The following is a 24,140-nucleotide window of genomic DNA, read 5'->3' on the forward strand; positions in this document are numbered from 1 at the left end:
TAGGTATAATTAGTATAGTAACTAAGGAGGCAGAATGATGAAACATTTTAACTCTAAAGATTTAACGCAAAGAGAAAATTATAAATTATTAAGCGGCAGCGTCTTACCAAGACCGATTGCTTTTGTGACTTCTCAAGATAAAGAAGGTAATTTAAATGCGGCACCATTCAGTTTCTTTAATGTGGTCAGCAGTCATCCGCCGATGATTATGATTTCAACTGGACGCACAGAAGGTGTCCGTAAAGATACAGCACAAAACATTATTGATACTGGAGAATTTGTGGTACACATTTCTGAATTGTCTATGATTGAAGGTATTAATAATACTGCTGCACCGATTGAACGTGAAGCAAATGAGTTAGAACGTACAGATTTTAAAACAATTCCTTCAGATGTCGTTAATGTACCAGCAGTCGAAGGGGCGCGAATCCGATTTGAGTGTAAACTGGATCGTGTGATTGAACTCGGTGATGACAAAGCGGGCAGCGATTTAATCTTAGGTGAAGTTGTACGTTATCACATCGCTGATGATGTTTATATCGAACCGCATAAAATTGATGTACAAGCGTTACATCCTGTTGGTCGTTTAGCGGGTAATGACTATGTAAAATTAGGTCAAGAATTTGTATTAGAAAGACCAACAGAATAATTGCTTAATGAAAAGTTCATACTTTGATGATTGACTAACTATTACAATCATGATAGGTTTAAAAAGATTCAAAAAATAAAAATAAATATAGCTTATCAAGAGAGGTGGAGTGATGGGCACTTTGAAACCTCGGCAACATGGTTCGCTGATAGCGACGCGTGTGCCAATTCCCATAGCAACTATTTGCTAAGAGATAAGAAACATAATGTATCCTTTTTTCTTAGCTGAAAAAAGGATTTTTTAATATCATGAGTGAGGTGTTTGAATCATGTCTGAACAGAAACAAAAAGGCAATGCAGTCGCACTGATTCCTTTAATTCTATTTGTCGGTTTATTTTTAGGTGTTGGGATTATTACTGGCGACTTTACGAAGATGCCGTTAAATATTGCGATTACGATTGCGGTTATTGTCGCATTAATAATGAATCGCAAAGAAAAATTCACAGAGAAAGTTGAAGTCTTCACCAAAGGTGCAGGCCATTCTAATATTATTTTGATGGTCTTGATTTTCGTATTAGCCGGCGCATTTTCAAAAGTGACTGAAGATATGGGCGGCGTGAAATCTACCGTTAATTTAGGATTAAGTTTAATTCCAGGCAACTTATTGATTATCGGTTTGTTTATTATTTGTATGTTCGTTTCTATTTCTATGGGGACATCAGTTGGTACAGTCGCAGCCATTGCACCAGTCGGCTTTGGGATTAGTGAGGCGACTGATATTTCAGCAGCACTAGCCATGGCAACAGTTGTCGGCGGTGCGATGTTCGGAGATAACTTATCTATGATTTCGGATACGACAATTTCTGCAGTACGTACACAACATACAAAAATGAGTGATAAGTTCAAAGTAAACTTTAAAATTGTATTGCCAGGTGCCATTTTAACGATGGTTATTTTAGGTATTTTGACACATAGCGCAACAATCAGCAGTACAAAAGATTACAGCTTTGAATTTATTAAAGTGATTCCATATTTATTAGTTTTAATCTTAGCTTTGATCGGTGTGAATGTGATTATTGTTTTGATAGGTGGAACAGTACTCTCAGGTATTATCGGTTTAATCGACGGCTCATTTAACTGGATCGGATTCTTGAAAGCCGCTTCAGAAGGTATGATCGGCATGGAAGATATTGCGATTATCGCATTAATGATCGGTGGTTTAATCGGCATCATTCAACATAATGGCGGTATTACATGGCTACTTAATTTTGTTCGCAGCAAGGTCAAATCAAGACGCGGTGCAGAGTTCGGTATCGCAAGTTTAGTCAGTGCCGCAGATATTTCAACTGCGAATAATACGATTTCTATTTTAATGGCAGGTCCACTAGCTAAAAATATCGCAGATGAATATGATATCGACCCAAGAAAATCAGCAAGTATTTTAGATATTTTCGGCAGCTGTTTCCAAGGCCTTTTACCTTATAGTCCGCAAGTCATTGCGGCTGCGGGTGTCGCAGGTATTTCGCCATTTATGCTAGTGCCTTATTCGATTTATCCGATTATTTTAGGAATCAGCGGATTAGCCGCAATCATCTTTAATTTTCCAAAACTGAATAAACGTAAACAAAAAGCGTAAATAATTTTTACTTTCTCACTTGAAAAATGTTAAAGTAATCTTGTTGTGAAATAACCACAGAGGCATAGTGACAAATGCTTTGCTAGTAGGATTACTTTGGCTTATGCTTCTAAATGCGTTAGAATAATAAAGAGTGCGAAAGTAGGTGACGACAGAGTGGCAAGATATAATATTGAAAATGACGTCGTAGTCATATCATTGGAACGTTTTATGCGCATCCCGCCCGAATTGATTTATCAAGCTTGGACAGATGCGGATATCATGAGACGTTGGTTCATGACTTCTAACCGTTCAAATCAATCGATTGACTTGATTCCAGAAGAAGGCAGACGTTATGAAATTGTTGATGAACGTAACGGTAAAAAGAACAGAGTAACAGGGGTCTTCCAAGAACTAGAAGCACCTAACCGAATTGTGATGACCATCGGTATGCCTGAACTGAGCGACAAAGAAGATACGATTGAAGTAGAAATTTTTGAACGTGAACCAGGTTCAGACATGACACAAATGAACTTCCGTTATACTGCTGTTGTTCCGAAAGAAAGACGTTGGACAACTTTGGAATACAAACAGCAGAAGAAAGAATATCATGATGCGACGGCACACGGCTTTGAAAATATGTTCATTAAGCTTCAAGACATTTTAAGAGAAATGCAAGAAGACAAAGAAGAATTTTAATCAAAACAAGCGACACACAATGCTAGAAAGCAGCGTATGTCGCTTGTTTTATTTTATATATTCAATTTTCAACAATTAGACAGTTTCTTGACCACGTTTATTCCAAGTCAGAATAAAGCTTAACATAGCTAGAATACTAATCACTGTTAATAAGATGAAACCTGCATCCCAACCAAATTGATCAACCACGAAACCAAGTACGATGTTAGCCATGACTGCACCAAATAGGTAACCGAATAAACCTGTTAACCCGGCAGCTGTTCCTGCTGCTTTCTTAGGTACATAATCTAATGCTTGCAAGCCTATTAACATCACTGGTCCATAGATTAAGAAACCAATCGCTACGAGTGCTAAGTTATCTACTAATGGATTACCTGGAGGGTTTAACCAGTAGATTAATACGAAAATAGTTACACCTAACATAAAGAAGAAACCTGCTGGACCACGACGTCCTTTGAAGAGTTTATCTGAGATCCAACCACACAGTAATGTCCCAGGAATCCCAGCCCACTCGTAAAGGAAGTAAGCCCATCCAGAGGATTTCATATCGAAATGTTTCTCTTCGCTTAAATAGACTGGTGCCCAGTCAAGTACACCATAACGAACGAAGTAGACGAAGATATTTGCGAAAGCGATTGCCCATACCCATTTGTTATTCAACACATATTTGAACAAGATTTCTTTGGTAGTTAATTCTGTTTCAAGTGTTGTTCTTGAAGCGGTCGGATAATCATTACGATATGCTTCAATCGGTGGTAAACCTTGTGATTGTGGTGTATCTCTAATTAAGATATAAGAGATGATCGCAATGATAATCGCAAGTAATGCTGGATAAATGAAGACACCCTCAAATCCTTTTAAATAACCGAAGTTATATAAGGCAGTCATAGAAATGCCCCAAGTCGCAATCGGTGCCATTAAGCCGCCGCCGACATTATGTGCGACGTTCCAAATGGCTGTTTTACTGCCTCGTTCACTCACACTGAACCAATGGACGAGGACACGACCTGAAGGCGGCCACCCCATACCTTGGAACCAGCCGTTTAAGAACAGCATAATAAACATGATTAAAATGCTTGAAGTAAAGAATGGAACAAAACCAAGCAACAGATTGACAATTGCAGTCAAAATCAATCCTAGTGTTAAGAACATGCGTGCGTTGCTTCGATCACTGACAGTTCCCATCACAAATTTACTAAAACCGTATGCGATTGAAACGGCGGACAGGGCAATACCTAATTGACCTTTACTGAACCCCTGTTCAATCAAATCAGGCATCGCAAGAGAAAAGTTTTTGCGTAATAAATAATAACCCGCATAACCGATGAAGATACCTAAGAATACTTTCATTCGTAGTTGTTTATATGTATCATCAACTTGCTCTTTTGGTAGAGGAGCAATCGGCTTTGGCGGTTTTAAGAAGTTAAACAAGAAAGCGCCTCCTTTACAAATAATTAACTTAACCTTAATACTAAATTTACAAAAGAGCAATGAACATTTTTATTTTTTAGTTTTAATATAAAAAAAGACACTCCAATCATGGAATGTCAGAACGGTATACTTAATTATGAGATTGTAGAATATTTATGCTGAGCGATACGTGGTCTGTAGTTCGCACCTAATACATCGATGTTTTGTGTCGCAAGCGCATGAATCAATTTAGATAATACGTGCGGTGTACATGAAATATCAATGTGATACGTTGTGAGTACATATTTAATGTCTTCTTGATGTTTAAGAAACTGCATAATATCAATGATTTTATCTTTGACAAACATATCTTGTAAACCGTCAATTTTAAGTTTGAAATGCATAGAAGCTTGAATATTCGGCGCAAATTGATAGACGAAATCTTTGTCTGCAAAAGGTAAAATCTGGTAGATAGGGTAGTTGTGATAACTTAAGAAACTGATGAAGTAAGGCAGGTTGCATTTTGGAATACGGACTTTTAAAACAGGCTGTTGTTTAATTCGAGTGAATTCTGCTTGAACAGCGTGACTGCTTTGAAGTTGTCTGCATAATTTTAATAATTGTCTTCGCTTAAGCCATGTTGATAGATGCCCTATATTAATAATAAAAGTGTCATATTTATCTATAAACATAGACAATTCCTCCAGAAGTATAATTTATATTTGAGTGGCATAAGATGGATGGATTGCGTGTTGTTCAAATTCATTGTAAATTGTATCACGCTTTAAAAACTTTTTCACTAGGACTTTTGGACGAAATGAAGATAATTGTTAATTTTGTCATTTTTTCAATATAATGAGTGTAATACATAGGAAAGAAAGAGAGTGAATACATCATGCGATATAGAGCAGTCGTATTTGATTTTGATGGTACGATTATTGATACAGAACAACATTTGTTTGATGTGATCAATCAACATTTAACTGCATATCAAAAAGATCCAATTTCAGTAGATTTTTATCGTCAATCCATCGGCGGTGCAGCCAAAGGGTTGCATCAATATATAGAATCACAAATTGGAGAAGAAGCAACTAAGGCATTGTATGATGATCATCATCAACAGAGTCGACATCTATCGATGATTGAAAATATCAGTCGTTTGATGGAACATTTAGAGGCTAAACATATTCCTTTTGCGATTGCAACGAGCAGTAGTCGTGAAGCGATTCAACCTGCACTTCAAGCATTAGGATTAACAAATCGGGTTGCAGTGATTGTCGGAAGAGAAGATGTAGAAGCGGTCAAACCTGAACCAGACTTATACTTAACTGCGGTTCAACAATTGAATATGAATCCAGTGAGTTGTTTAGCTATTGAAGATTCAGTCAATGGTGCAACTGCTGCAGAACGTGCGGGACTTGGAGTAATTGTAAATACTAATCAGATGACTGAACAGATGGATTTCAGCAATTTAAATTTAGAAGGAATGAATTTAGATGCTGAAACAATTATGAAACAATATTTTTAAGTGAGCAGGTGAGCGCATGTTGCTATTATTCTTTTTAGCAGGACCGTTAATTATTGGCGTTGGAAACTTAATACTTGCACCTATCTTTAATAGAAGGGTGCCGATGAATGTCAGGTTTCGCGCGTTCATGATAGGTTCTATGATTTACTTGATATCTGCCTACTTAGTTTATCAGTTTGTGTTGAAAGGGCAGTTATAACCTTAATGAGCAACTGATGGAAAAAGAGGATACGAACCATTAATGAAATTAAAATTATAATAAAAACAGAGGGTTCAAAAGTTAACGGCTTTTGAATCCTCTGTTTTGTTTATTTCAACATATAAACTAGACCGACGATGACTAAGACTAATAAAATTGCGTCTACTCCAATCATTAATGCACGACGGTTTGCTTGTTCACCTTGTGCTTTCAAACGTTTGTACATGAGATAGTTTGGTACAAGGTTGATGATAAGGAGCACAATGATAATAATAATTAAGGTAAGCTTCACTCTGATTCTCCTTTATGATCCTTTGATAAATAATCCCAGAGAAAGGCAATGACAATACCAAGTACTAGGCCAAGGCCTACTCCAAGTTTCATATGATTTGTAAAGTGTCCGATAACAATACCGAGTATAACGGTAATCGGTAATACAATCCCGACTTTCATTTTTTTAGCTGGAGAAGTCAATGCGCTAAACAAAGCGACATAGCATACACCGAATACCACAGCAGCAATTACCGACATAATTAAAGTATGTGTCAGCGATTCTTGACTGGCTGAGCGGTTTAAGAAAAAGAATAACGCACCAAATATAAATGTATATAATAGTCCGCGTGAAACTAATTGTTTAGACAATGTTGACGTCTCCTTTCAATTCAGTTCACTCAAATTATAACATAGTATATTGGTGCGTCGTATGCATATTAAAGATCGTTCTTAAATTGTTTATGGTCATTCAAGTAAGCATAGAATAGACCGATGATTAATCCGCCGCCGATATAGTTACCGATGAATGCAGCTATGATATTGATGACTGCAGGCCAGAAGTGTAAAACATCTGATTGGTAAATAGCGCCGCCGATAAATAGACATGCGTTGTAAACAACGTGTTCGTAACCCATGAATGCGAAGATAGCAACCCCAAACATCATCACAAACATTTTTGCTAGAATGTCTTCAATTTGCATCGCAATAACTAATGAGATATTGATAAAGAAGTTGGCAAAAATTGCTTTAGCTAATATTTGAGTAAAGTCAGCTGTCATTGTTTTGTGATGTAGCAAGACTTCTAATTGTTTCATCATTTCTGGTGTAACGACATCACTGAAACGTAAGATAATAAAGAAGGCTAGGGCACCTAACATATTACCGATGAAACATAACATAAAGATTTGGAAAGCGCGCCATGGCGAAATAACTTTATAATATAAACCCACTGTGAAATACATAAAGTTACTTGTCAGGAGTTCTGAATTGGTAAAAAGAATCAGTACTAAGGCAAAGCTGAAGGCAACTGATCCGACGATGTTGATAATTCCTGTGTTGATTTCTCCTGTGTGTACTTCTTGTACAAAACCAGCTTTAATGGCTAATACAAAGACTGCAATAATACTGATAATAAAACCTGCCATCATGGCACGTAATAAATAGCGCTTAAAATAAGTCGCTTGTAAGACGTCTTTAGTTTGGATAGTTTTAACAACTTCTTTAACCCATTTACGTCCATAAAATACATTATCCCAACGGATATATTTTTCACTGTTCATTCCTAAAAAAACTCCTCGCTCTAGCAAAATGTTTAATATTAATTCAGGCTGAGAGGGTTATCTCATTTTCTGTAATGCATATAGTATAATCGCATTTCTTATTTTTGTGAATACTTTCACATAAACTTTTTTCATAAATATGACTGTCTCGTGAAAATTATTGAAATACTGCATTTGTATATAAAACAGTGATTGTGTCAAAAAGACAATTGTCTCTATGTACATGACAAAGAATCAGAAAATTATCAAAAGTACATTGCGCTTTTATAAAACTCCGTGCTATAATGTTCAAATAAAATGTATTTACTAAATGGACACTGTTCATTGTGTGTGTTTTAGGAATACAATATTTTATTTGAGTGCGAAATGCATTAAAATGCGCGATGACTGCTTTTGTTGTATTTTAGGAAAAAATAAATGAAAGCGCATACATAAAAGTGTAATTTTTATGTTTTCATCTAGAAATTTTATAGTATAATAGCCTCAATGGGCTTGAAAAGTTACAAATCGATAGCAAAAAGAAACATTGTTAAATTTTTCGCAATCTTTTAAATTTTAGTAAATTGGGACGCTGAAATAGAAAGAGAGAATGGGGCAGCTATCGATAACTTGTAATAGGGCCTGGAAATCATGAAAGAGAAGGGGTATTTTCTAATGGAAGAAACTCAATTACACAGGGGATTAAGTTCTAGACAGATTCAAATGATCGCACTCGGTGGTACCATCGGCGTTGGTTTATTTATGGGTGCGACAAGTACAATTAAATGGACAGGACCATCTGTTATTTTTGCTTATTTAATTGTTGGACTATTTTTATTTTTAGTAATGCGTGCAATGGGAGAAATGGTTTACTTACATCCTACTACAGGTTCATTTGCGAACTTCGCAAGTGACTATATTCATCCAGTAGCAGGATATTTAACAGCCTGGAGTAACATATTCCAGTGGGTTGTAGTTGGTATGAGTGAAGTTATCGCAGTCGGAGAATACATGAGATATTGGTTCCCAGAACTTCCGGATTGGATTCCTGGTGTTATCGTTATTGTATTATTAGCTTCAGCGAACTTAGTATCAGTTAAAGCGTTCGGTGAATTTGAATTCTGGTTCGCGATGATCAAGATTGTCACTATTGTTTTAATGATTATTGCTGGTTTCGGATTGATTTTCTTCGGACTTGGTAACGGCGGAAATGCCATCGGTTTATCTAACTTATGGTCACACGGCGGTTTCCTTCCTAACGGTTGGCTTGGCTTCTTCTTTGCTTTATCAATCGTTGTAGGTTCTTATCAAGGTGTAGAATTAATCGGTATCACAGCAGGGGAAACTAAAAATCCTCAAAAGAATATTAAAAAAGCAGTTAACGGTGTTATCTGGCGTATTTTAATCTTCTATATCGGAGCTATCTTCGTTATTGTAACTGTTTATCCATGGGATCAACTTGGTACAATCGGTAGTCCATTCGTAGCAACATTCGCGAAAGTCGGTATTACAATTGCAGCTGGTTTAATCAACTTCGTAGTATTAACAGCCGCAATGTCAGGATGTAACTCAGGTATCTTCAGTGCGAGCCGTATGATATATACATTGGCACAACACAAACAATTACCTAGATTCTTCTTGAAAGTAATGAAAAATGGTGTACCTGTGTACACAGTACTTGCGATTTCAATCGGTATCTTTATCGGTGTTATCTTAAACGTTATCTTACCTTTATTCATTAAAGGTGCAGACAGTATTTTCGTATATGTTTATAGTGCATCAATCTTACCTGGTATGATTCCTTGGTTTATGATTTTAATCAGTCATATCCGCTTCAGACGCCTTCATCCTGAAGAAGTCCAAGGTCATCCATTCAAAATGCCAGGCGGGGCACCAGCAAGTTATGCGACTATTATTTTCTTAATTATCGTATTAATCGGTATGTTGCTTAATAAAGAAACAGTTGTATCAGTTGTTATCGGATTCTTATTCTTAGGTTTCATGACAGCGTTCTACTTCATCAGAGGATACGACAAATTACCTTACAAAGATCAACATTTAGAATAATATAAGACAAATGAAAAAGAGTTGGGCGTTATGCTCAACTCTTTTTTAATGTTCAAATTTAATTTTAGAAAGATGTTTCTTATAGTTGTTTAAAGCCATTTTAGATTGCGTAATTGTATCTAACGCATTTGAAAAGTCCATAGACAAATAACGGTAATACAGCACATTGATAGTAAAGAGCTGGGCTGTCAGAGAAGTAGTAGCCGCCATACGAAACTCATTTTCTTCTGATTCGCTGTAAATCAAATCAATATCACTATAGCGTGTCATCGGATTATGATGTGTACCCATTAAGGTAATCAGGCACAAATGATAATCCGACGCAACACGTGCAATGGCTTCGAGTTCATTGTGTTCACCGCTATTAGAAATTAAGAATAATGTATCACGAGCATCATGGGTTGCAATTAAACTGATTAACGCGTGCACACTTTCAACGCATTGTGCATTTAAACCAACCTTAGATAGTTTCTGTGTTAAATCTAATGCTGAAACAAAGGAAGCGCCAAAGCCAAATAAGAAGATGGTACGTGAACGCTTCAACCTGATACAGACTTGTTCAATCTTCTGTTCGTCAACTTCATCTGAAACTCTACATAATGTTTGAGTGCTACGTGACAACATTTTGCGTTTAATAGAATCAATCGATTCATTCGGTTGTAATTCAATAGGTTGGGGTTTTGTACGTTTGGAAAGGTATTTTGATACTTCCGTTTTTAATTCTTGAAAGCCGCCATCTGTTACTTTGTAACCGAAGCGGACGACCGAAGAAGGACTGGTATTGGTGCTGTTCGCTAAATCTAAAGTTGTCATATCAATGACTTTTTGTGGCCGTTTTAAAATAAAGTCTGCGATTTTTTTCTCGCTTTTAGTTAAAACATTATATTTTGTTTCTAGTTTAAATAGTATGTTTGTCATCATAATCACCTGCTCTATGAAAAAACAAAGCTGCTTTTTCATTTGTTTTGTAAATCATAGATAGCAGTAAACAGAACCCTTAGTTGCTACAGTTTACTTTGATTATTGTTTGTACGCCTATTAAAGCACGACTCAGACAAACCGACAGTCTCCCAATTATCAGTTCATCTTTATAATGGTTTCTAGTGTACTATAGGATGACAGCTAACACAATTGAGAATTTTAAAAACAACACTCACTAGTATTATCATACCTAACTGATAAAGATTTAAACGATTAACGTTAAAATATTAAAAAATTAGTCAATAATTGAGTGTGAGGTTAAAAGAAAAAGCAAGTGATGAATGGGTTTTTGCCACGTTTTGATCATCACATTTGTATTGCCAGTGTTAAGGATTACTAACGGCTGCAAGATTAATTTGGCTAATAAGTCACAGTAGCGTTGTGTAATAAAAGAAGGGTGTGTTTCAACTAAGCTTTGTGCTTTATGATAATATGCTTGTAGATATGTTGTGATATCATTTGCAGTCTGTTCAGCAGGTTTCTGTTGATTTAAAGTTATATAGTGATGATAGGTGTCGCTTAAAGTAATCAAATGAATCAGTTGTGCGTAAATATCTGTTTCAATGGTTTGTTTTGTCATTACTAATCATTCCTTAAAAGATAAATTTAATTTGTGATTTGAAAGCCGATAACTTAAGATAAATGCATGAGAAGTTAAATTTTGTATAGAGGAGCATCTTATGGAGTTAAAAAATAATAAGCCAGCATGGAGAGATTTAACGTTAATTCCGATTGGTTTTGTTTTAATCTTTCTATTTACTTTTTTAGAAACGTTAATAGCAGCCAATTTTAATGTACCGATGACCGTTGAAACATTGATTCCAATTTCAGCTATAGGTCAAATCAATACATATATCGCACTTTTAATTATTTACTATTATTTTCACTATAGTGAAATGCCTATGAAATTGTCATCAGGATGGCATTATGTTAAGAAACATTGGTTGTTTTTGTTGATTATGCTGCTGATCGCAATGGGAGGAGAAACACTCTACAATTATTTGGTTTCGTTCTTGCCTGAAAATTTACAGTATACAGAAACACAAAATGAACAGGAATTAGAATTATTGTTCAGAAATCCGGCATTTTTACCTTTCACATTTATTTTTGTAGTAATTATAGGTCCTGTTGTTGAAGAATTATTCTTCCGTACCATTTTGATTGGAGAGTTAGGGAAGAAATTGAATTATATTGTCATGGCGATTATTTCGGTTATCGGCTTTGCGTTGATTCATGTTACAGGATCCGAATCTCCATTTGAAATCGGGTCCTATTTAATTATGGCAATTGTTATTGTTTATGTATATTTCAAATCAGGTAAAAATACTGCAGCTACTATCGCAATTCACATCGCGAATAATTTTGTTTCTTTTATCATCACAATTTTATATCTATAATAAAAAATCCAACTGAGGTGTATCCCTTAGTTGGATTTTAAAAATTGTTGATAATTATAGATAGTAATATCGTGAGTCTTTAATGTTTTATGGAATGAATAAGAGATGTCTTGAATCGCTTGAATCGGTATTTCTTTTGTATGTCCATGACCAATATCGAAAATAACGACACGCCATTCAGCTTTGCGACATATCAATCCGATAAAGATGACATTTTCAGTATAGGTCTCACTTTCCAAATCATATTCGACTAACATCACATTACGCTCTGCGCAATAAATTAATAAGTCTGAAAAGATTTGCGGTATTGTCTCGTTTGGATTAGATTCAAATTTAATGTAGCGATCCATGCGTTTTAACAAACGTCTGATATGTGTTGCTGGCTGATTGAGACATTTCTTGATAATTTGTGCAATTTCTTTTTTATAAGGTAAACGAGAATAAGATTGACTCTCGTTTAATGTCATAAATAAAGCTAGCATTTGTGCTTCGTTTAATTCGAGTTGAATCGGTGCAGGATGGCTTTGAATCTGGTATCCGCCGAGCATGCCTTGTTTTGCGATAATTTGGACACCTTGTTTTTCAAGATCTTGGATATCTCTTAATATCGTACGCTTTGAAACTTTAAGTGTTTTCGCAAGTTGTGCTGCAGTGAGTTGATGGTTGGTTTCAATTGCCTGAACAAGTTTATTTTGACGTTCTATTTTATTCAATTAAGCCACCTCCGATATATTACATATTACAATCATTATATCATATCTCTTAAAATTTGATGTTTTTAGGTAATGTACTTGTAGAAAAAATTAAAAAAAGTCGAAAAAATTTCAAGTAAACGCTTACATTTTATAAAATTATGTGCTAAACTATCATTAGTAACTAGGAGATAGCACTTAGTGAACAAAGGGGTAATGATAAATCATGTCGTGTGATTTATTAGAACGTGCGAATCACTAGTTAATTAACATCTTCAATATTATTACTTACTTTCCTTTCTATGCCGACTAGTTAAGCTAGTCGGTTTTTTTATTGATTATAAAGTCGTTAACAGTTCATTTGTGTTCCATGCTAGAATGAAAACATACATAAGAAAAATAAAGGATGAGGTGTGTAATTTGAATCGTAATCAACTGCTTCAATTAGACCAAGCAATCAGACACTGGTTGAAAGGGTTGGATGATATTATTCCTAAACTGATTGCGGATATGCATACAGAAACAAAAGCAAATCAGTTTGATTTAGTAACCAATGTAGATCAAATGATTCAAGATCAATTTGACGCATTTTTAAAAGAACATTACCCAAGTCATGAACTTTTCGCTGAAGAAAAAAATAATGATTTAGTAGATGCGAAACATGGCGATGTTTGGATAATGGATCCGATTGACGGTACTGCGAATTTAGTAAAACAAAAAACAGATTATTGTATTATCTTAAGCTATTTCTCTGAAGGTCAACCGATGCTTGCTTACATTTATGATTATCCGCACCATACACTTTATAAAGCCATCAGAGATGAAGGTGCATTTGAAAATGAAGTACGTATGCCTAAGGTTCCTTCTTTAGATATCAGTGAAATGATTCTGTCGTATAATCCATATGTTTTAAATGATCATACACAAGCAGATTTAAAAGCGGCAGCATTCAGTTATCGATTAATCGGGGCTTGCGGATTAGATTCTTTACGCGTGATGAAAGGTCAATTCGGAGCACACATTAATACAAATGCGAAACCGTGGGATATTTCTGCACAGTTTTTATTTGCGAAAGAACTTGATTTGAAAATGACGAATCTTGATAATGAACCAATTGATTTTGCGGTTGGCGGACCGTTTATTATTAGTAATAAAGGGTGTCATGAAGCGGTCCTTGAAATATTAAATCAAAAAGGCGGTTATCAAGTTAATAAAATAACTAAGACTTAAGCACCATGTTAGTTAAAATCAACTATAATATAATGGATTGAAATGAAAGATGAGGAGTGGTTGGGTGAAGAGAACAGATAAACCTGGTCGTAAAATGGGACTTGTACCAAAAATATTATTATGGGCATTTGGAATTTTAGTAATACTTGCGCTTGTTGCAGCAATCTATTTAGCAATTAAGATTTTTGCGGTTGGAGGAAAGATTCATAACCCTCTAGACAGAGACAAATCAGAATTACGAAAAGAAAAAGTAGATTTAAACAAAGGTGATCCATTCACAATTGCTTTATTTGGTGTGGATAGTAATGAAAAACGTCAAAGTGAAGGGGACGGACAACGTTCTGACTCAATCATGGTGTTATCTATTAATCCAGATAAAAAGACAACTGAAATTGTCAGTATCCCACGTGATACTCAAGCTGAAATTGTCGGACATGATTCAGTAGAGAAAATCAATCATGCTTATGCGTATGGTGGTCCGGATATGGCTGTGAAATCACTTGAGAAATTGTTGGATGTACCGATTGATCATTATGCGACAGTTGATATGGATGGCATCAAAGGTATGGTCGATGAAATCGGCGGTGTAGATGTTATCAGTAATGCGACATTTAGTTATAGTGGTTACAGCTTTGTGAAAGGCGAAAAAACACATTTAGATGGTGACAAAGCTTTAGCGTTTATCCGTTCACGTAAAGAAGAAGGTGCAGGCGGTGACTTCGGTCGTCAAGAGCGCCAACAATTAGTGTTACGTGGTATTGCGAATGAATTAACAAGTGTGAAGTCACTAACGAACTTTAATGGTGTGACGGATCAAATCAAAGAGAATGTTACAACTGACCTATCTCTAGGTGAATTAAATACAGTCCGTTCTAAATATCAAAAAGCAAATGAAAATATGAACCGTTTAGAACTACAAGGCGGTGGAGGTATTCAAAGTGATGGCGTTTATTACTTTGTACCTGATGAAAGTTCATTGAATAACGTTTCAAATGCGCTAAGACAAAATTTAGAATTATAAATGAAATGCCGAGGCAGGGTTAATCTTTGCCTTGGTATTATTTTACCCTAAAATTTAAAATTGTATATAAATAAAATACATGTTTTGGGGTAATGATAAACAGAGGGGGAATTTTTTATGACAAATAATAATAAAGATCAAAATAAAGTAGATGAAAAAGAAGTACAAGATGTATCTGAAATGGTTGATGAAGGCGGCTTAGGTGCAGATAATTATTATGGCATCAATGAATTCCAACCGAATGGCAACACTGTAGAAGTTGGAATTGATCAATTCAAATTGAAAGTCAGCGAATATAATGATGCTGATTTAGTCAATTCATTAATTGCACATGCAGATGCAAACCATAATGAAGAAAAATTTGATGAAGCTATCAATATTATTAAACAAGAAGTATTAGGTAGATTACACGATAAGTAAGCAAAATACCGGCATGTGATATGTCGGTATTTTTTAAAAGAAAGTTTAAACTAATTCGTCTATGAAATAGAGTAATACATTATGTTAAATCCTTTAAATCGGCACCAAAAAAAGAGATTCATGAATAAAAAGTTTAATATGTCAACTTTAGAGAGAATATATAAGTATGGGACTTAACATTTAACTTTAAAAGTAATAGAATTAGTAATAAGACTATTTTTTATTGCGTGGGGCAAAAAAAGACTAGTCTTCAATATTTACGGAATATATAAAATAAATAGAGGTTTAGGAAATGAGTTGAATCTTTAGAGGCTGAATGTTTCTAAAGGAAGTGAGATGCAACCGCAAACTTCGTTGCATTGTTCATCTAAAGATTGCTTAATTTCAATAGATATTAATGTTGATACATACATTCGTATCTGTGACATAAGCGTGACATCGGGGATTTCATGCGACTCTTATACTGTTCTTTTGACCCTCATCAATCAGAATGCAGTATACCTGTCGGTATGTCATCAGCTTAAACACATTTGCAAGACCTCAGAATATAGGGGTGATTACATGCAAGAACATCTTGTCCTTACATTAGACGGGAAAGACTATCTTGTGGAACCAGGTACGAATCTTCTCCAGTTTATTAAATCTAGAGATACATTTGTGCCGTCAATCTGTTATAACGAATCATTAGGGCCGATTGAAACTTGTGATACATGTGCAGTAGAAATCGACGGAAAGATTGCACGTGCATGCGGCACAACAATTGATCGACCAATGGTCGTTAATACGACAAACAGCGATGTTAAAGCATCTCAAAAAGAAGCTTTAGATCGTATTTTAGAAAAGCACATTCTGTATTGTACAGTATGTGACTACAACAACGGTGATTGTGAAATCCATAATACAATGGATGAATTCGGTGTTCAGGAACAATCATATGAATATAAAGACAAAGGTTACGAGAAAGACTTCGGTCCTTTCTATCGTTATGACCCAAGTCAATGTATTCTTTGCGGTCGTTGTGTAGAAGTTTGTCAAGACGTTCAAGTCAATGAAACATTATCAATCGACTGGGAACGTGAACAACCACGTGTTATCTGGGATAACGACGTATCAATCAACGAATCATCATGTGTATCTTGCGGACAATGTGCGACTGTATGTCCATGTAACGCAATGATGGAAAACCACATGGTGGGTGAAGCAGGTTACATGACTGATACTGAACCAGGTACATTAGCAGACATGATTGACTTAACTAAGAAAGCAGAACCAGGTTATGGTCCATTATTCGCAATTTCAGATTCAGAATCTGCATTACGCGAAGAACGTATTGAGAAAACGAAAACAGTATGTACATACTGTGGTGTGGGATGCTCATTTGATGTATGGACGAAAGACCGTGAAATTCTTAAAGTTCAACCGCAACATGATTCACCAGCTAACCGTATTTCGTCTTGTGTGAAAGGTAAATTCGGTTGGGACTTCGTCAACTCTGAAGAACGTTTAACGAAACCTTTAGTACGTAAAGGTGACGAATTCGTTGAAGTAGAGTGGGAAGAAGCATTGAACGTAATTAGCGAAAACTTCTTACGTATCAAAGAAGCTAAAGGTTCAGATGCATTATCATTCATCGCATCATCTAAAGGTACAATTGAAGAATCTTACTTGATGCAAAAATTAGCACGTCAAATGGGTACAAATAACGTCGATAACTGTTCACGTTATTGTCAAGCACCCGCAACGAAAGGTTTATTCAGAACTGTAGGTCACGGTGGTGACTCAGGTTCAGCGGATGATTTAATGAAAGCAGGCATGGTGGTATTAGTAGGTACAAACACTGCTGAAGCTCACCCAGTTATTGCTTCTAAAATCAAACGTGGACATAAATTATTCGGTAACAAACTTCATGTATTCGACATTCGTCGTCATGAAATGGCTGAACGTGCAGACAAATTCTATCAACCAAAACCAGGTACTGACTTGGCATGGTTAGCTGCAGTTACGAAATACATTATCGATAACGACCTTCACGATAAAGCATTTATCGATGAGTGGGTAGATCACTTCGATGAGTACTACAAATCATTAGCACCATTCACATTAGAATTTGCGGAAGAAACAACAGGTATTCCTAAAGATGACTTGATTCACTTCGCACATGAAATGGTTGATTCTAATGGCGTATGTATCGCTTGGGCGATGGGTGTTACTCAACAAGACATCGGTAGTGATACAAGTACTGCAATCTCTAACTTGTTATTAGTAACAGGTAACTATAGAAGAGAAGGTACAGGTGCTTATCCATTACGTGGTCACAACAACGTACAAGGTTGTAGTGATGGCGGTAGTATGCCGGATAAATTCCCTGGTTACCAAGATGTAACTGACGATGAAGTACGTGCGAAATTCGAAAAAGCATGGGGTATGGAACTACCAGCTATTGCTGGACGTGATAACCATCAAATGATGGAAGGTATCCATAACGATGAAATCGACGCAATGTACATCTATGGTGAAGACACTGGTATCGTAGATGCAAACATCAACTTTGTACAAGCAGCACTTGAAAAAGTCGACTTCTTAGTCGTTCAAGATGCATTCTTGACACAAACAGCACGTTTCGCAAACGTTGTTTTACCAGCTAGTCCTTCACTTGAAAAAGAAGGTACTTTCGCAAATACAGAACGTCGTATCCAACGTTTATATCAAGCAATGAAACCATTAGGCGACTCAAAACCTGACTGGGAAATCATTCAATTGATCGCAAACAAAGTTGGATTAAACTGGAACTACTCACATCCAAGTGAAATCATGGATGAAATGGCAAGCTTAACACCATTATTCGCTGGTGTAAGATATGACCGTTTAGAAGGTTACAATTCATTACAATGGCCTGTACATGAAGATGGAACAGATGAACCTACTTTATACTTAGACGGGTTCAACTTCCCTAATAAACGTGCCAAATTATATCCATTAACATTCGACAACTTCTTCAAAGAAGATGAAGAATATGATATCCATGTTAACAATGGTCGTATCCTAGAACACTTCCATGAAGGTAATATGACTTACCAAGTGCCTGGTATCAAATACAAAGTGCCGAATGTTTACGTTGAAATCTCACCAGAACTTGCGGAAGACCGCGGTATTCATGAAGGTGCAGATGTTAGATTAGTTTCTTCAACAGGTCAAGTTGAATTAGTTGTTCACATTACTGACCGTGTTAAAGGTAAAGAAATCTATATTCCGATGAATAATAACGCTGACGAAGATGGTACTGCAGGTGCAGTCAATATGCTGACAAACAGTGACGTTGACAAAGACACAGATACACCATCTTACAAACGTACATCAGCACGTATGGAAGTTATTACACGTAGAGGTAAGTCACCACTTAACCCTTCTAACTTCCGTGTGAATACAGAACGTAACCCGCAATACAGTGTTCAAGTTCAGAAAAAATGGGCACGTCCAGACTACGTGTTCCCAGGAAATCAGGTGAGACACGATGGCTGAAAACATTAGAAAAATCAAACGTATGGAAATTTCACATGAAGAGCAAAAAGCGAAAGATCTTGCAGAAGTAACTGATGCTATTTCAGAAAACAAAGATGTCATCATCAAAGCGATCCGTTTAATGCGTGTCTTAGATGATGCGAAAATCTTAGACGCTGGTATCGGCGCAGTTGAAAAACGTGGCTTCATTACAAACAAGATCACAAAAGAGTTGAATAAAGAGCAATATACTGGCTTATTAAACAACTTAGCACCACTTGTATTCATGCTTGGTAAAGTGGATGTAGCAGGTACAGAAGAAATGTTGCTTAAGTTGAACAAAGGACTTAAAAATGCGAATGCTGCAAGTCCAAATCAACGTACAACAATTTCTAGCTTAGTCGGCTTATTGAAAGACGATGAAGCAAACAGAAGTATTACGTATTTCGTAAACTTATTAAAAGGAATGTCACGCGAAGATTAAGCGCCATTCTATAAGAGCTGTTCTGTTTAGAACGGCTCTTTTTTTACATACAGAATCTATCTGCCGACGCTGTCAGAAATATGATAAACTTTAATAGAATTTAGATGTAGATGATAGAAAGAAGGTGTTGACGATTAACCCGAACATATTAAAAGCTTTAGCACTGATTTCAAATTTATTTGTCGTGCTTGGTTTTATTTTTTTGATTATGATGAAAGCCGTGCTTGCGATTACCATGTTTGCGATCGGTTTAATTATCAGTTTAATGATGTTTAATGTTTTATTCCGTGACAGAACAGGAATGAAGATAATTATCAATCTCTCTTTTACAATTGTGATGATTGTGATCATTGCAGCATACTTTATGTTGAAATAGAAAAAATACATGAGGAGTTCGCATAATGAATCGTAAAGTAAAAACGCGTATTTTCAGGCTGTTTGTCGGCTTAATTCTTTTAACTTTTATTATTCTATTTATCATTAATGAAACGAATTGGTTCAGCAATGATAAGAATTATACATTTGATGAAGCTGTTCAACTTCAAACTTCAAAAGGTGTATTGAATACGAAAGAAGACAATGGTCAATTTGTGAATGCATCTAAAGCAGATGTTGAACAAGCTATGGCAATTAAAAGACAGAATCATAATATCAGTTATATGGATATTTCAGAGCCTGTCTCAATGGATGAAAAAGAAGTGAATCAATTATTAAAAGGCAAAGGCGTGCTTGAAAATAAAGGGGACGCATTTTTAAAGGCACAAGATAAATATGATGTGAATGTTATTTATCTCGTCAGTCATGCATTAGTGGAAACAGGACATGGTCGTTCTGAGTTATCGAAAGGCATTAAGTTTAAAGGAAAAACATATTATAATTTTTATGGCATCGGTGCGTTTGATGAAGACGCAATGAAGCATGGCCATAGTTATGCGAAAAAGCAGAAGTGGACGTCACCAGAACGTGCAATTATGGGCGGTGCACGTTTTGTACGAGAAGACTTCTTCGATAAAGGACAAATTTCACTTTATCAAATGCGTTGGAATCCTAGCAATCCTGGTCAGCATCAATATGCGAGTGACATCGGTTGGGATCAAAATATTGCAGGTATGATGGATACGTATTATCAAAAATATGGTATTAAAAAAGATGATATTCGTAAAAACTTCTATAAATAACCAAAGAGGGCAGCAGCCCTCTTTTTTAAGCTATCCAGCTAGATACATAGGAAATAGGGAATATGATAGAATAAATAGGAAGTGTTAAAAAGAGGTGGATTATTGAGATGAAAATAGCAATTGTCGGCGGCGGCATTGGCGGACTCACCGCAGCTGCCTTATTACATGAACAAGATCACGAAATACATGTATTTGAACAACAAGATGAAATCAAAGAAATCGGTGCAGGTATCGGCATCGGTGGTAATGTATTAGACAAACTCGGCAATCATGATATGGCAAAAGGAATTAAAAATGCAGGACAAGTCATCAAAGAAATGGAAATTTTAGATGACAAAGGACATGTATTAAATAAAGCAGTGATGAAAAAAGGAACAGTTAATTTAACACTGCCAAGACAAGCTTTATTAGATGTTATCGCATCTTATGTTCCAAAAGAATTAATCCATACAGGAACTAAAATCGTGAAACTCGTACAAAACAGTTCGAAAGTTACTTTAACAACTGCACAAGGTGATACACATTACTTTGATTTATGTATCGGTGCAGATGGCGTACATTCAATTATTCGTGGACAAGTAAACCCTAAAGCCACTGTTAACTACCAAGGTTATACATGCTTCAGAGGAATGGTCGACGATGTAACTTTGAATGATCCGCATACAGCGAAAGAGTTTTGGGGTGCTAAAGGTCGTGTAGGGATTGTACCGATGTTGAATAACCAAGCGTATTGGTTTATTGCGGTTAATGCGAAAGAAAACGATCCTAAATTTAAAGAATTCACGAAACCTTATATTCAAGCATATTACAATAACTATCCAAATGAGGTCAGACGTATTCTAGACCAACAAAGTGAAACGGGTATTTTACACCATAATATTTACGATTTAACACCGCTTCAATCCTTCGTCTATGGTCGCACATTATTACTAGGTGATGCAGCTCATGCGACAACACCGAATATGGGACAAGGTGCAGGACAAGCGATGGAAGATGCGATTGTGTTAGCAAATTGCTTAAATACTTATGATTTCAGAGAAGCTTTAGCACGTTATGATGCGTTACGTGTGAAACATACTGCAAAAGTGATTAAACGTTCTCGCAGTATCGGTAAAAAAGCACAATATCAAAATGGCTTGATGATTGGCTTGCGTAACTTTGTGTTGAAACGCACACCGTCTAAATTGATTTCAAATCAAGCGAAATTCTTATACAAAACGAAATCTGTATAAACAACCAACATCGTTTAAAACGATAAATAAAGAAATAAAAAAATGAGGTCTGGGATATTTTCCCAGGCCTCATTTTACTTAAGTGTAAATATCTTATTTAACGTTATTTACAACATATTGTGGTGCTTTGTTGTCTTTTAAGACATCTACTGTGTTGTTTGCGACAATTTCAGCCATGTCGTCACGTGCTTCAAATGTAGCGTTACCGATATGCGGCGTAATCACGACATTGTCTAGTGATTTCAAGTCTTCAGTGATTTTCGGTTCGAATTCATAAACGTCTAACGCTGCACCTTCGATGACTTTGTCTTTCAATGCATCAGCAAGTGCTTGTTCGTTTACAATCGGACCACGCGCAGCATTAACTAAATAAGCTGTCGGTTTCATTTGTTTGAATTGTTCTGTATCGAACAAGTGGTGCAATTCTGGTTTGTAAGCAGCGTTGATTGTGATAAAGTCTGATTCTTTTAATAATGTGTCAAAATCAACGTATTTCGCACCTAATTCTTTTTCTTTATCTTCTTTACGATGTGGACCTGTATAAAGGATATCCATGTCGAATGCTTTCGCACGTTTAGCGACTGCATAACCGATATTACCTAAACCGAAGATACCGATAGTTTTACCTGATACTTCACGTCCTCTGAAGAATAATGGTGCCCAACCATCGAATCCTTTCGTACGTGATAACTGATCACCTTCAGCAATACGACGTGCCACTGCAAGAACTAACGCAAATGTTAATTCTGCTGTTGAGCGTGTTGAAACGCCAGGTGTGTTTGTCACATAGATGCCTTTAGATTCAGCATATTCAATATCTACGTTATTAAAGCCGGCACCGTAGTTTGCGATCACTTTTAAGTTTTCGCCTGCTGCGATGATGTCTTTATCTACGTTTGTAGATAAAATACTGATTAATGCATCCGCATCTTTCACGCCATTTTTTAATGTTTCTTGATCCACAACTCCTGGACCATCGTACATATCGACTTCGATATTATTCTTTTCTAGAATATCAAGTCCTACTTGTGGGATAGGGCCTGCAATATAGACCTTAGCCATACAAAACACTCCCTTTCTTAGTTTATATATCAATTATATTAAAAGGAAGAAGGAGAAACAATGAATACACCGTAAGCGTATGCATGACTATGAAATGAGTTTTAACCCAACAGAAGAAACGACAATTAAGCCGATACAAAGAATACGCCAGATATTTTTGGATTCATTATAAAATATCATACTGATAATTGCACCGCCACCAGTTCCAATACCTGTCCAAATCGCATAAGCCGTTCCCATCGGGATGGAATTCATAGCGAGTGATAAAATACTGAAACTGAAGATAAAGGCGATACCTAATAACACAATATAAAATTTCTTGCCTGTTCGATTCAATTCATTTAAAAGAATCACGCCAAGAATTTCGAAACAGCCTGCGATAAATAAATATAACTATGCCATCAGTATGAGCCCTCGCTTTCTGTTTCATCTGTTGATAGTTTCAGTCCAAGAATACCAATCAATAATAAGATGATGAAAAAGAGTTTGGTAAAGCTAAAGGGGTCGCCATAGACCACCATATCTAAAATAATGGTGCCCACTGTACCGATACCTACGAAAATCGCATAAGCCGTTCCCACAGGCAATGATTTACAAGCATTGATTACTAATGCGAAACTGATCGCAATCATAATTAAAGTCAGTCCCCAACTGAGCACTGAATCTGCATTTTTAATACAATTGACCCAAATAATTTCTACTAAGCCAGCTAAAATGACTTTAAACCAGCGCATACACACGCCTCCTTCTTCTTAATTCAGCACTGTCTATTTTCTCAAATTACACACAGAGAAACAATGAATGTGTTTATGAAAAAAGCATCAAAAAAACACACAACGCTGTGGTTGTGTGTGATTAGTTGAAGAAGCGGATAGATAGCGGGATTAGGTATTCCTCGCCATTATATGCTTTGACAGCCGCTATGACTGAGAATACAATGCTCAATATACCGAGAACCGGTAATATTATCATACCAATTAATACGATGCATAAAACTAATGCTACAATCGTCCATATCGTATAAGAAATAACGAAATTAAAATAGTTTTTAGCGGTCTTATTTACAAAATAAGATTCACTGCCTTTGGTTAACCAAATAATTAAGGGTCCGATAATAGTTGTAAAAAAGCTGAGTATATAAATTAAACACGCGAATAAACGTGCATCTTCTGTTGGAAATTGTTGATAGACTTCAGTATGCTCGGTGACTTGTTCAGGTGAATGTTCCTTAGTCATAGCGCTCCTCCGATATTTAAGATTACTTTAAATATAGCAATAATTGAGTTTAAATGAAACACAATCGGAA

The 24,140-nt window shown here is 36.0% G+C and carries 27 protein-coding genes and 1 riboswitch; of the genes, 15 read left to right on the forward strand and 12 right to left on the reverse strand.

Annotation, left to right across the window (positions count from 1 at the left end; genetic code table 11):
* The first annotated feature begins 37 nt into the window (after window positions 1-37).
* The 3 genes from HMPREF2603_RS01280 (at window position 38) to HMPREF2603_RS01290 (ending at window position 2,903) form a co-directional block, all read left to right on the forward strand.
* On the forward strand, window positions 38-649 hold the full coding sequence (locus HMPREF2603_RS01280) for a flavin reductase family protein (RefSeq protein ID WP_060803636.1): 612 nt from the start codon (window positions 38-40) through the stop codon (window positions 647-649).
* A gap of 89 nt (window positions 650-738) precedes the next feature.
* A riboswitch (SAM riboswitch) is annotated at window positions 739-849 on the forward strand.
* Between the two features lie 68 nt (window positions 850-917).
* Window positions 918-2,225: a Na+/H+ antiporter NhaC family protein gene (locus tag HMPREF2603_RS01285; protein ID WP_002479661.1), complete on the forward strand. Its 1,308-nt coding sequence runs from the start codon at window positions 918-920 to the stop codon at window positions 2,223-2,225.
* 156 nt (window positions 2,226-2,381) lie between these two features.
* Window positions 2,382-2,903 (forward strand): SRPBCC family protein, encoded by a 522-nt coding sequence (locus HMPREF2603_RS01290; RefSeq protein WP_002479660.1) that lies wholly within the window; start codon window positions 2,382-2,384, stop codon window positions 2,901-2,903.
* Between the two features lie 75 nt (window positions 2,904-2,978).
* On the opposite strand, the gene glpT is transcribed toward HMPREF2603_RS01290, so the two are convergent.
* Complete coding sequence (glpT, locus tag HMPREF2603_RS01295) at window positions 2,979-4,334, reverse strand: glycerol-3-phosphate transporter (protein WP_060803637.1); 1,356 nt, start codon at window positions 4,332-4,334, stop codon at window positions 2,979-2,981.
* Between the two features lie 134 nt (window positions 4,335-4,468).
* Entirely contained in the window at window positions 4,469-5,005 is a 537-nt protein-coding gene (locus HMPREF2603_RS01300; RefSeq protein ID WP_002479658.1) for a hypothetical protein, read from the reverse strand.
* 203 nt (window positions 5,006-5,208) lie between these two features.
* On the opposite strand from HMPREF2603_RS01300, the gene HMPREF2603_RS01305 reads away from it, so the two are divergent.
* Window positions 5,209-5,841 (forward strand): HAD-IA family hydrolase, encoded by a 633-nt coding sequence (locus HMPREF2603_RS01305; RefSeq protein ID WP_060803638.1) that lies wholly within the window; start codon window positions 5,209-5,211, stop codon window positions 5,839-5,841.
* A gap of 16 nt (window positions 5,842-5,857) precedes the next feature.
* Complete coding sequence (locus HMPREF2603_RS13565) at window positions 5,858-6,040, forward strand: hypothetical protein (RefSeq protein WP_070468812.1); 183 nt, start codon at window positions 5,858-5,860, stop codon at window positions 6,038-6,040.
* A gap of 109 nt (window positions 6,041-6,149) precedes the next feature.
* Here HMPREF2603_RS13565 and HMPREF2603_RS01310 read toward each other — a convergent pair whose 3' ends face one another.
* The 3 genes from HMPREF2603_RS01310 to HMPREF2603_RS01320 form a co-directional block, all read right to left on the reverse strand.
* Window positions 6,150-6,332 carry a hypothetical protein gene (locus HMPREF2603_RS01310; RefSeq protein WP_002479655.1) on the reverse strand — a complete coding sequence of 61 codons (183 nt, stop codon included), beginning with the start codon at window positions 6,330-6,332 and terminating at the stop codon, window positions 6,150-6,152.
* Window positions 6,329-6,682 carry a hypothetical protein gene (locus tag HMPREF2603_RS01315; protein ID WP_023015028.1) on the reverse strand — a complete coding sequence of 118 codons (354 nt, stop codon included), beginning with the start codon at window positions 6,680-6,682 and terminating at the stop codon, window positions 6,329-6,331. Before HMPREF2603_RS01315 ends, HMPREF2603_RS01310 begins: the two co-directional genes overlap by 4 nt.
* A gap of 68 nt (window positions 6,683-6,750) precedes the next feature.
* Window positions 6,751-7,593, reverse strand: coding sequence for a formate/nitrite transporter family protein (locus HMPREF2603_RS01320; RefSeq protein WP_070462900.1), 843 nt, complete (start codon window positions 7,591-7,593; stop codon window positions 6,751-6,753).
* A gap of 654 nt (window positions 7,594-8,247) precedes the next feature.
* On the opposite strand from HMPREF2603_RS01320, the gene HMPREF2603_RS01325 reads away from it, so the two are divergent.
* A complete protein-coding gene (locus HMPREF2603_RS01325; protein ID WP_002479652.1) occupies window positions 8,248-9,639 on the forward strand; it encodes an amino acid permease in 1,392 nt (463 codons plus the stop codon).
* 45 nt (window positions 9,640-9,684) lie between these two features.
* Here HMPREF2603_RS01325 and HMPREF2603_RS01330 read toward each other — a convergent pair whose 3' ends face one another.
* Window positions 9,685-10,557: a MurR/RpiR family transcriptional regulator gene (locus HMPREF2603_RS01330; protein WP_002479651.1), complete on the reverse strand. Its 873-nt coding sequence runs from the start codon at window positions 10,555-10,557 to the stop codon at window positions 9,685-9,687.
* 298 nt (window positions 10,558-10,855) lie between these two features.
* A complete protein-coding gene (locus tag HMPREF2603_RS01335) occupies window positions 10,856-11,200 on the reverse strand; it encodes a hypothetical protein (protein ID WP_002479650.1) in 345 nt (114 codons plus the stop codon).
* A 100-nt stretch (window positions 11,201-11,300) separates the two neighbouring features.
* On the opposite strand from HMPREF2603_RS01335, the gene HMPREF2603_RS01340 reads away from it, so the two are divergent.
* A complete protein-coding gene (locus HMPREF2603_RS01340; protein WP_060803640.1) occupies window positions 11,301-12,017 on the forward strand; it encodes a CPBP family intramembrane glutamic endopeptidase in 717 nt (238 codons plus the stop codon).
* Window positions 12,018-12,043: 26 nt separating this feature from the next.
* Here HMPREF2603_RS01340 and HMPREF2603_RS01345 read toward each other — a convergent pair whose 3' ends face one another.
* The gene (locus tag HMPREF2603_RS01345) at window positions 12,044-12,730 is read right to left on the reverse strand and encodes a helix-turn-helix transcriptional regulator (protein WP_002479648.1); all 687 of its coding nucleotides are present in this window, start codon (window positions 12,728-12,730) and stop codon (window positions 12,044-12,046) included.
* A gap of 399 nt (window positions 12,731-13,129) precedes the next feature.
* On the opposite strand from HMPREF2603_RS01345, the gene HMPREF2603_RS01350 reads away from it, so the two are divergent.
* The 8 genes from HMPREF2603_RS01350 to HMPREF2603_RS01385 all read left to right on the forward strand — a co-directional run bounded on the left by HMPREF2603_RS01350 (window position 13,130) and on the right by HMPREF2603_RS01385 (window position 21,772).
* Complete coding sequence (locus tag HMPREF2603_RS01350; protein WP_057509918.1) at window positions 13,130-13,939, forward strand: inositol monophosphatase family protein; 810 nt, start codon at window positions 13,130-13,132, stop codon at window positions 13,937-13,939.
* Window positions 13,940-14,003: 64 nt separating this feature from the next.
* Entirely contained in the window at window positions 14,004-14,960 is a 957-nt protein-coding gene (locus HMPREF2603_RS01355) for an LCP family glycopolymer transferase (protein WP_002479646.1), read from the forward strand.
* A 117-nt stretch (window positions 14,961-15,077) separates the two neighbouring features.
* The gene (locus tag HMPREF2603_RS01360; RefSeq protein WP_002479645.1) at window positions 15,078-15,380 is read left to right on the forward strand and encodes a hypothetical protein; all 303 of its coding nucleotides are present in this window, start codon (window positions 15,078-15,080) and stop codon (window positions 15,378-15,380) included.
* Between the two features lie 561 nt (window positions 15,381-15,941).
* Entirely contained in the window at window positions 15,942-18,899 is a 2,958-nt protein-coding gene (fdhF, locus tag HMPREF2603_RS01365) for a formate dehydrogenase subunit alpha (protein WP_060803641.1), read from the forward strand.
* The gene (locus tag HMPREF2603_RS01370) at window positions 18,892-19,362 is read left to right on the forward strand and encodes a helical membrane plugin domain-containing protein (protein WP_002479643.1); all 471 of its coding nucleotides are present in this window, start codon (window positions 18,892-18,894) and stop codon (window positions 19,360-19,362) included. Before fdhF ends, HMPREF2603_RS01370 begins: the two co-directional genes overlap by 8 nt.
* 124 nt (window positions 19,363-19,486) lie before the next feature.
* Window positions 19,487-19,738, forward strand: coding sequence for a hypothetical protein (locus HMPREF2603_RS01375; RefSeq protein WP_037556062.1), 252 nt, complete (start codon window positions 19,487-19,489; stop codon window positions 19,736-19,738).
* 25 nt (window positions 19,739-19,763) lie between these two features.
* Window positions 19,764-20,540 (forward strand): N-acetylglucosaminidase, encoded by a 777-nt coding sequence (locus HMPREF2603_RS01380; RefSeq protein ID WP_002479642.1) that lies wholly within the window; start codon window positions 19,764-19,766, stop codon window positions 20,538-20,540.
* A gap of 107 nt (window positions 20,541-20,647) precedes the next feature.
* The gene (locus HMPREF2603_RS01385; protein ID WP_057509915.1) at window positions 20,648-21,772 is read left to right on the forward strand and encodes an FAD-dependent monooxygenase; all 1,125 of its coding nucleotides are present in this window, start codon (window positions 20,648-20,650) and stop codon (window positions 21,770-21,772) included.
* Between the two features lie 93 nt (window positions 21,773-21,865).
* Here HMPREF2603_RS01385 and HMPREF2603_RS01390 read toward each other — a convergent pair whose 3' ends face one another.
* The 4 genes from HMPREF2603_RS01390 to HMPREF2603_RS01405 form a co-directional block, all read right to left on the reverse strand.
* A complete protein-coding gene (locus HMPREF2603_RS01390; RefSeq protein ID WP_060803642.1) occupies window positions 21,866-22,834 on the reverse strand; it encodes a 2-hydroxyacid dehydrogenase family protein in 969 nt (322 codons plus the stop codon).
* A gap of 87 nt (window positions 22,835-22,921) precedes the next feature.
* Entirely contained in the window at window positions 22,922-23,215 is a 294-nt protein-coding gene (locus HMPREF2603_RS01395; protein ID WP_060803643.1) for a DMT family transporter, read from the reverse strand.
* 20 nt (window positions 23,216-23,235) lie between these two features.
* Window positions 23,236-23,568, reverse strand: coding sequence for a DMT family transporter (locus HMPREF2603_RS01400; RefSeq protein ID WP_060803644.1), 333 nt, complete (start codon window positions 23,566-23,568; stop codon window positions 23,236-23,238).
* A 121-nt stretch (window positions 23,569-23,689) separates the two neighbouring features.
* Window positions 23,690-24,070, reverse strand: coding sequence for a DUF4870 domain-containing protein (locus tag HMPREF2603_RS01405; protein WP_023015020.1), 381 nt, complete (start codon window positions 24,068-24,070; stop codon window positions 23,690-23,692).
* Window positions 24,071-24,140 lie beyond the last annotated feature (70 nt).

This window comes from Staphylococcus sp. HMSC055C03 (assembly GCF_001809385.1).
In the GTDB taxonomy this organism is placed as follows: domain Bacteria; phylum Bacillota; class Bacilli; order Staphylococcales; family Staphylococcaceae; genus Staphylococcus; species Staphylococcus simulans.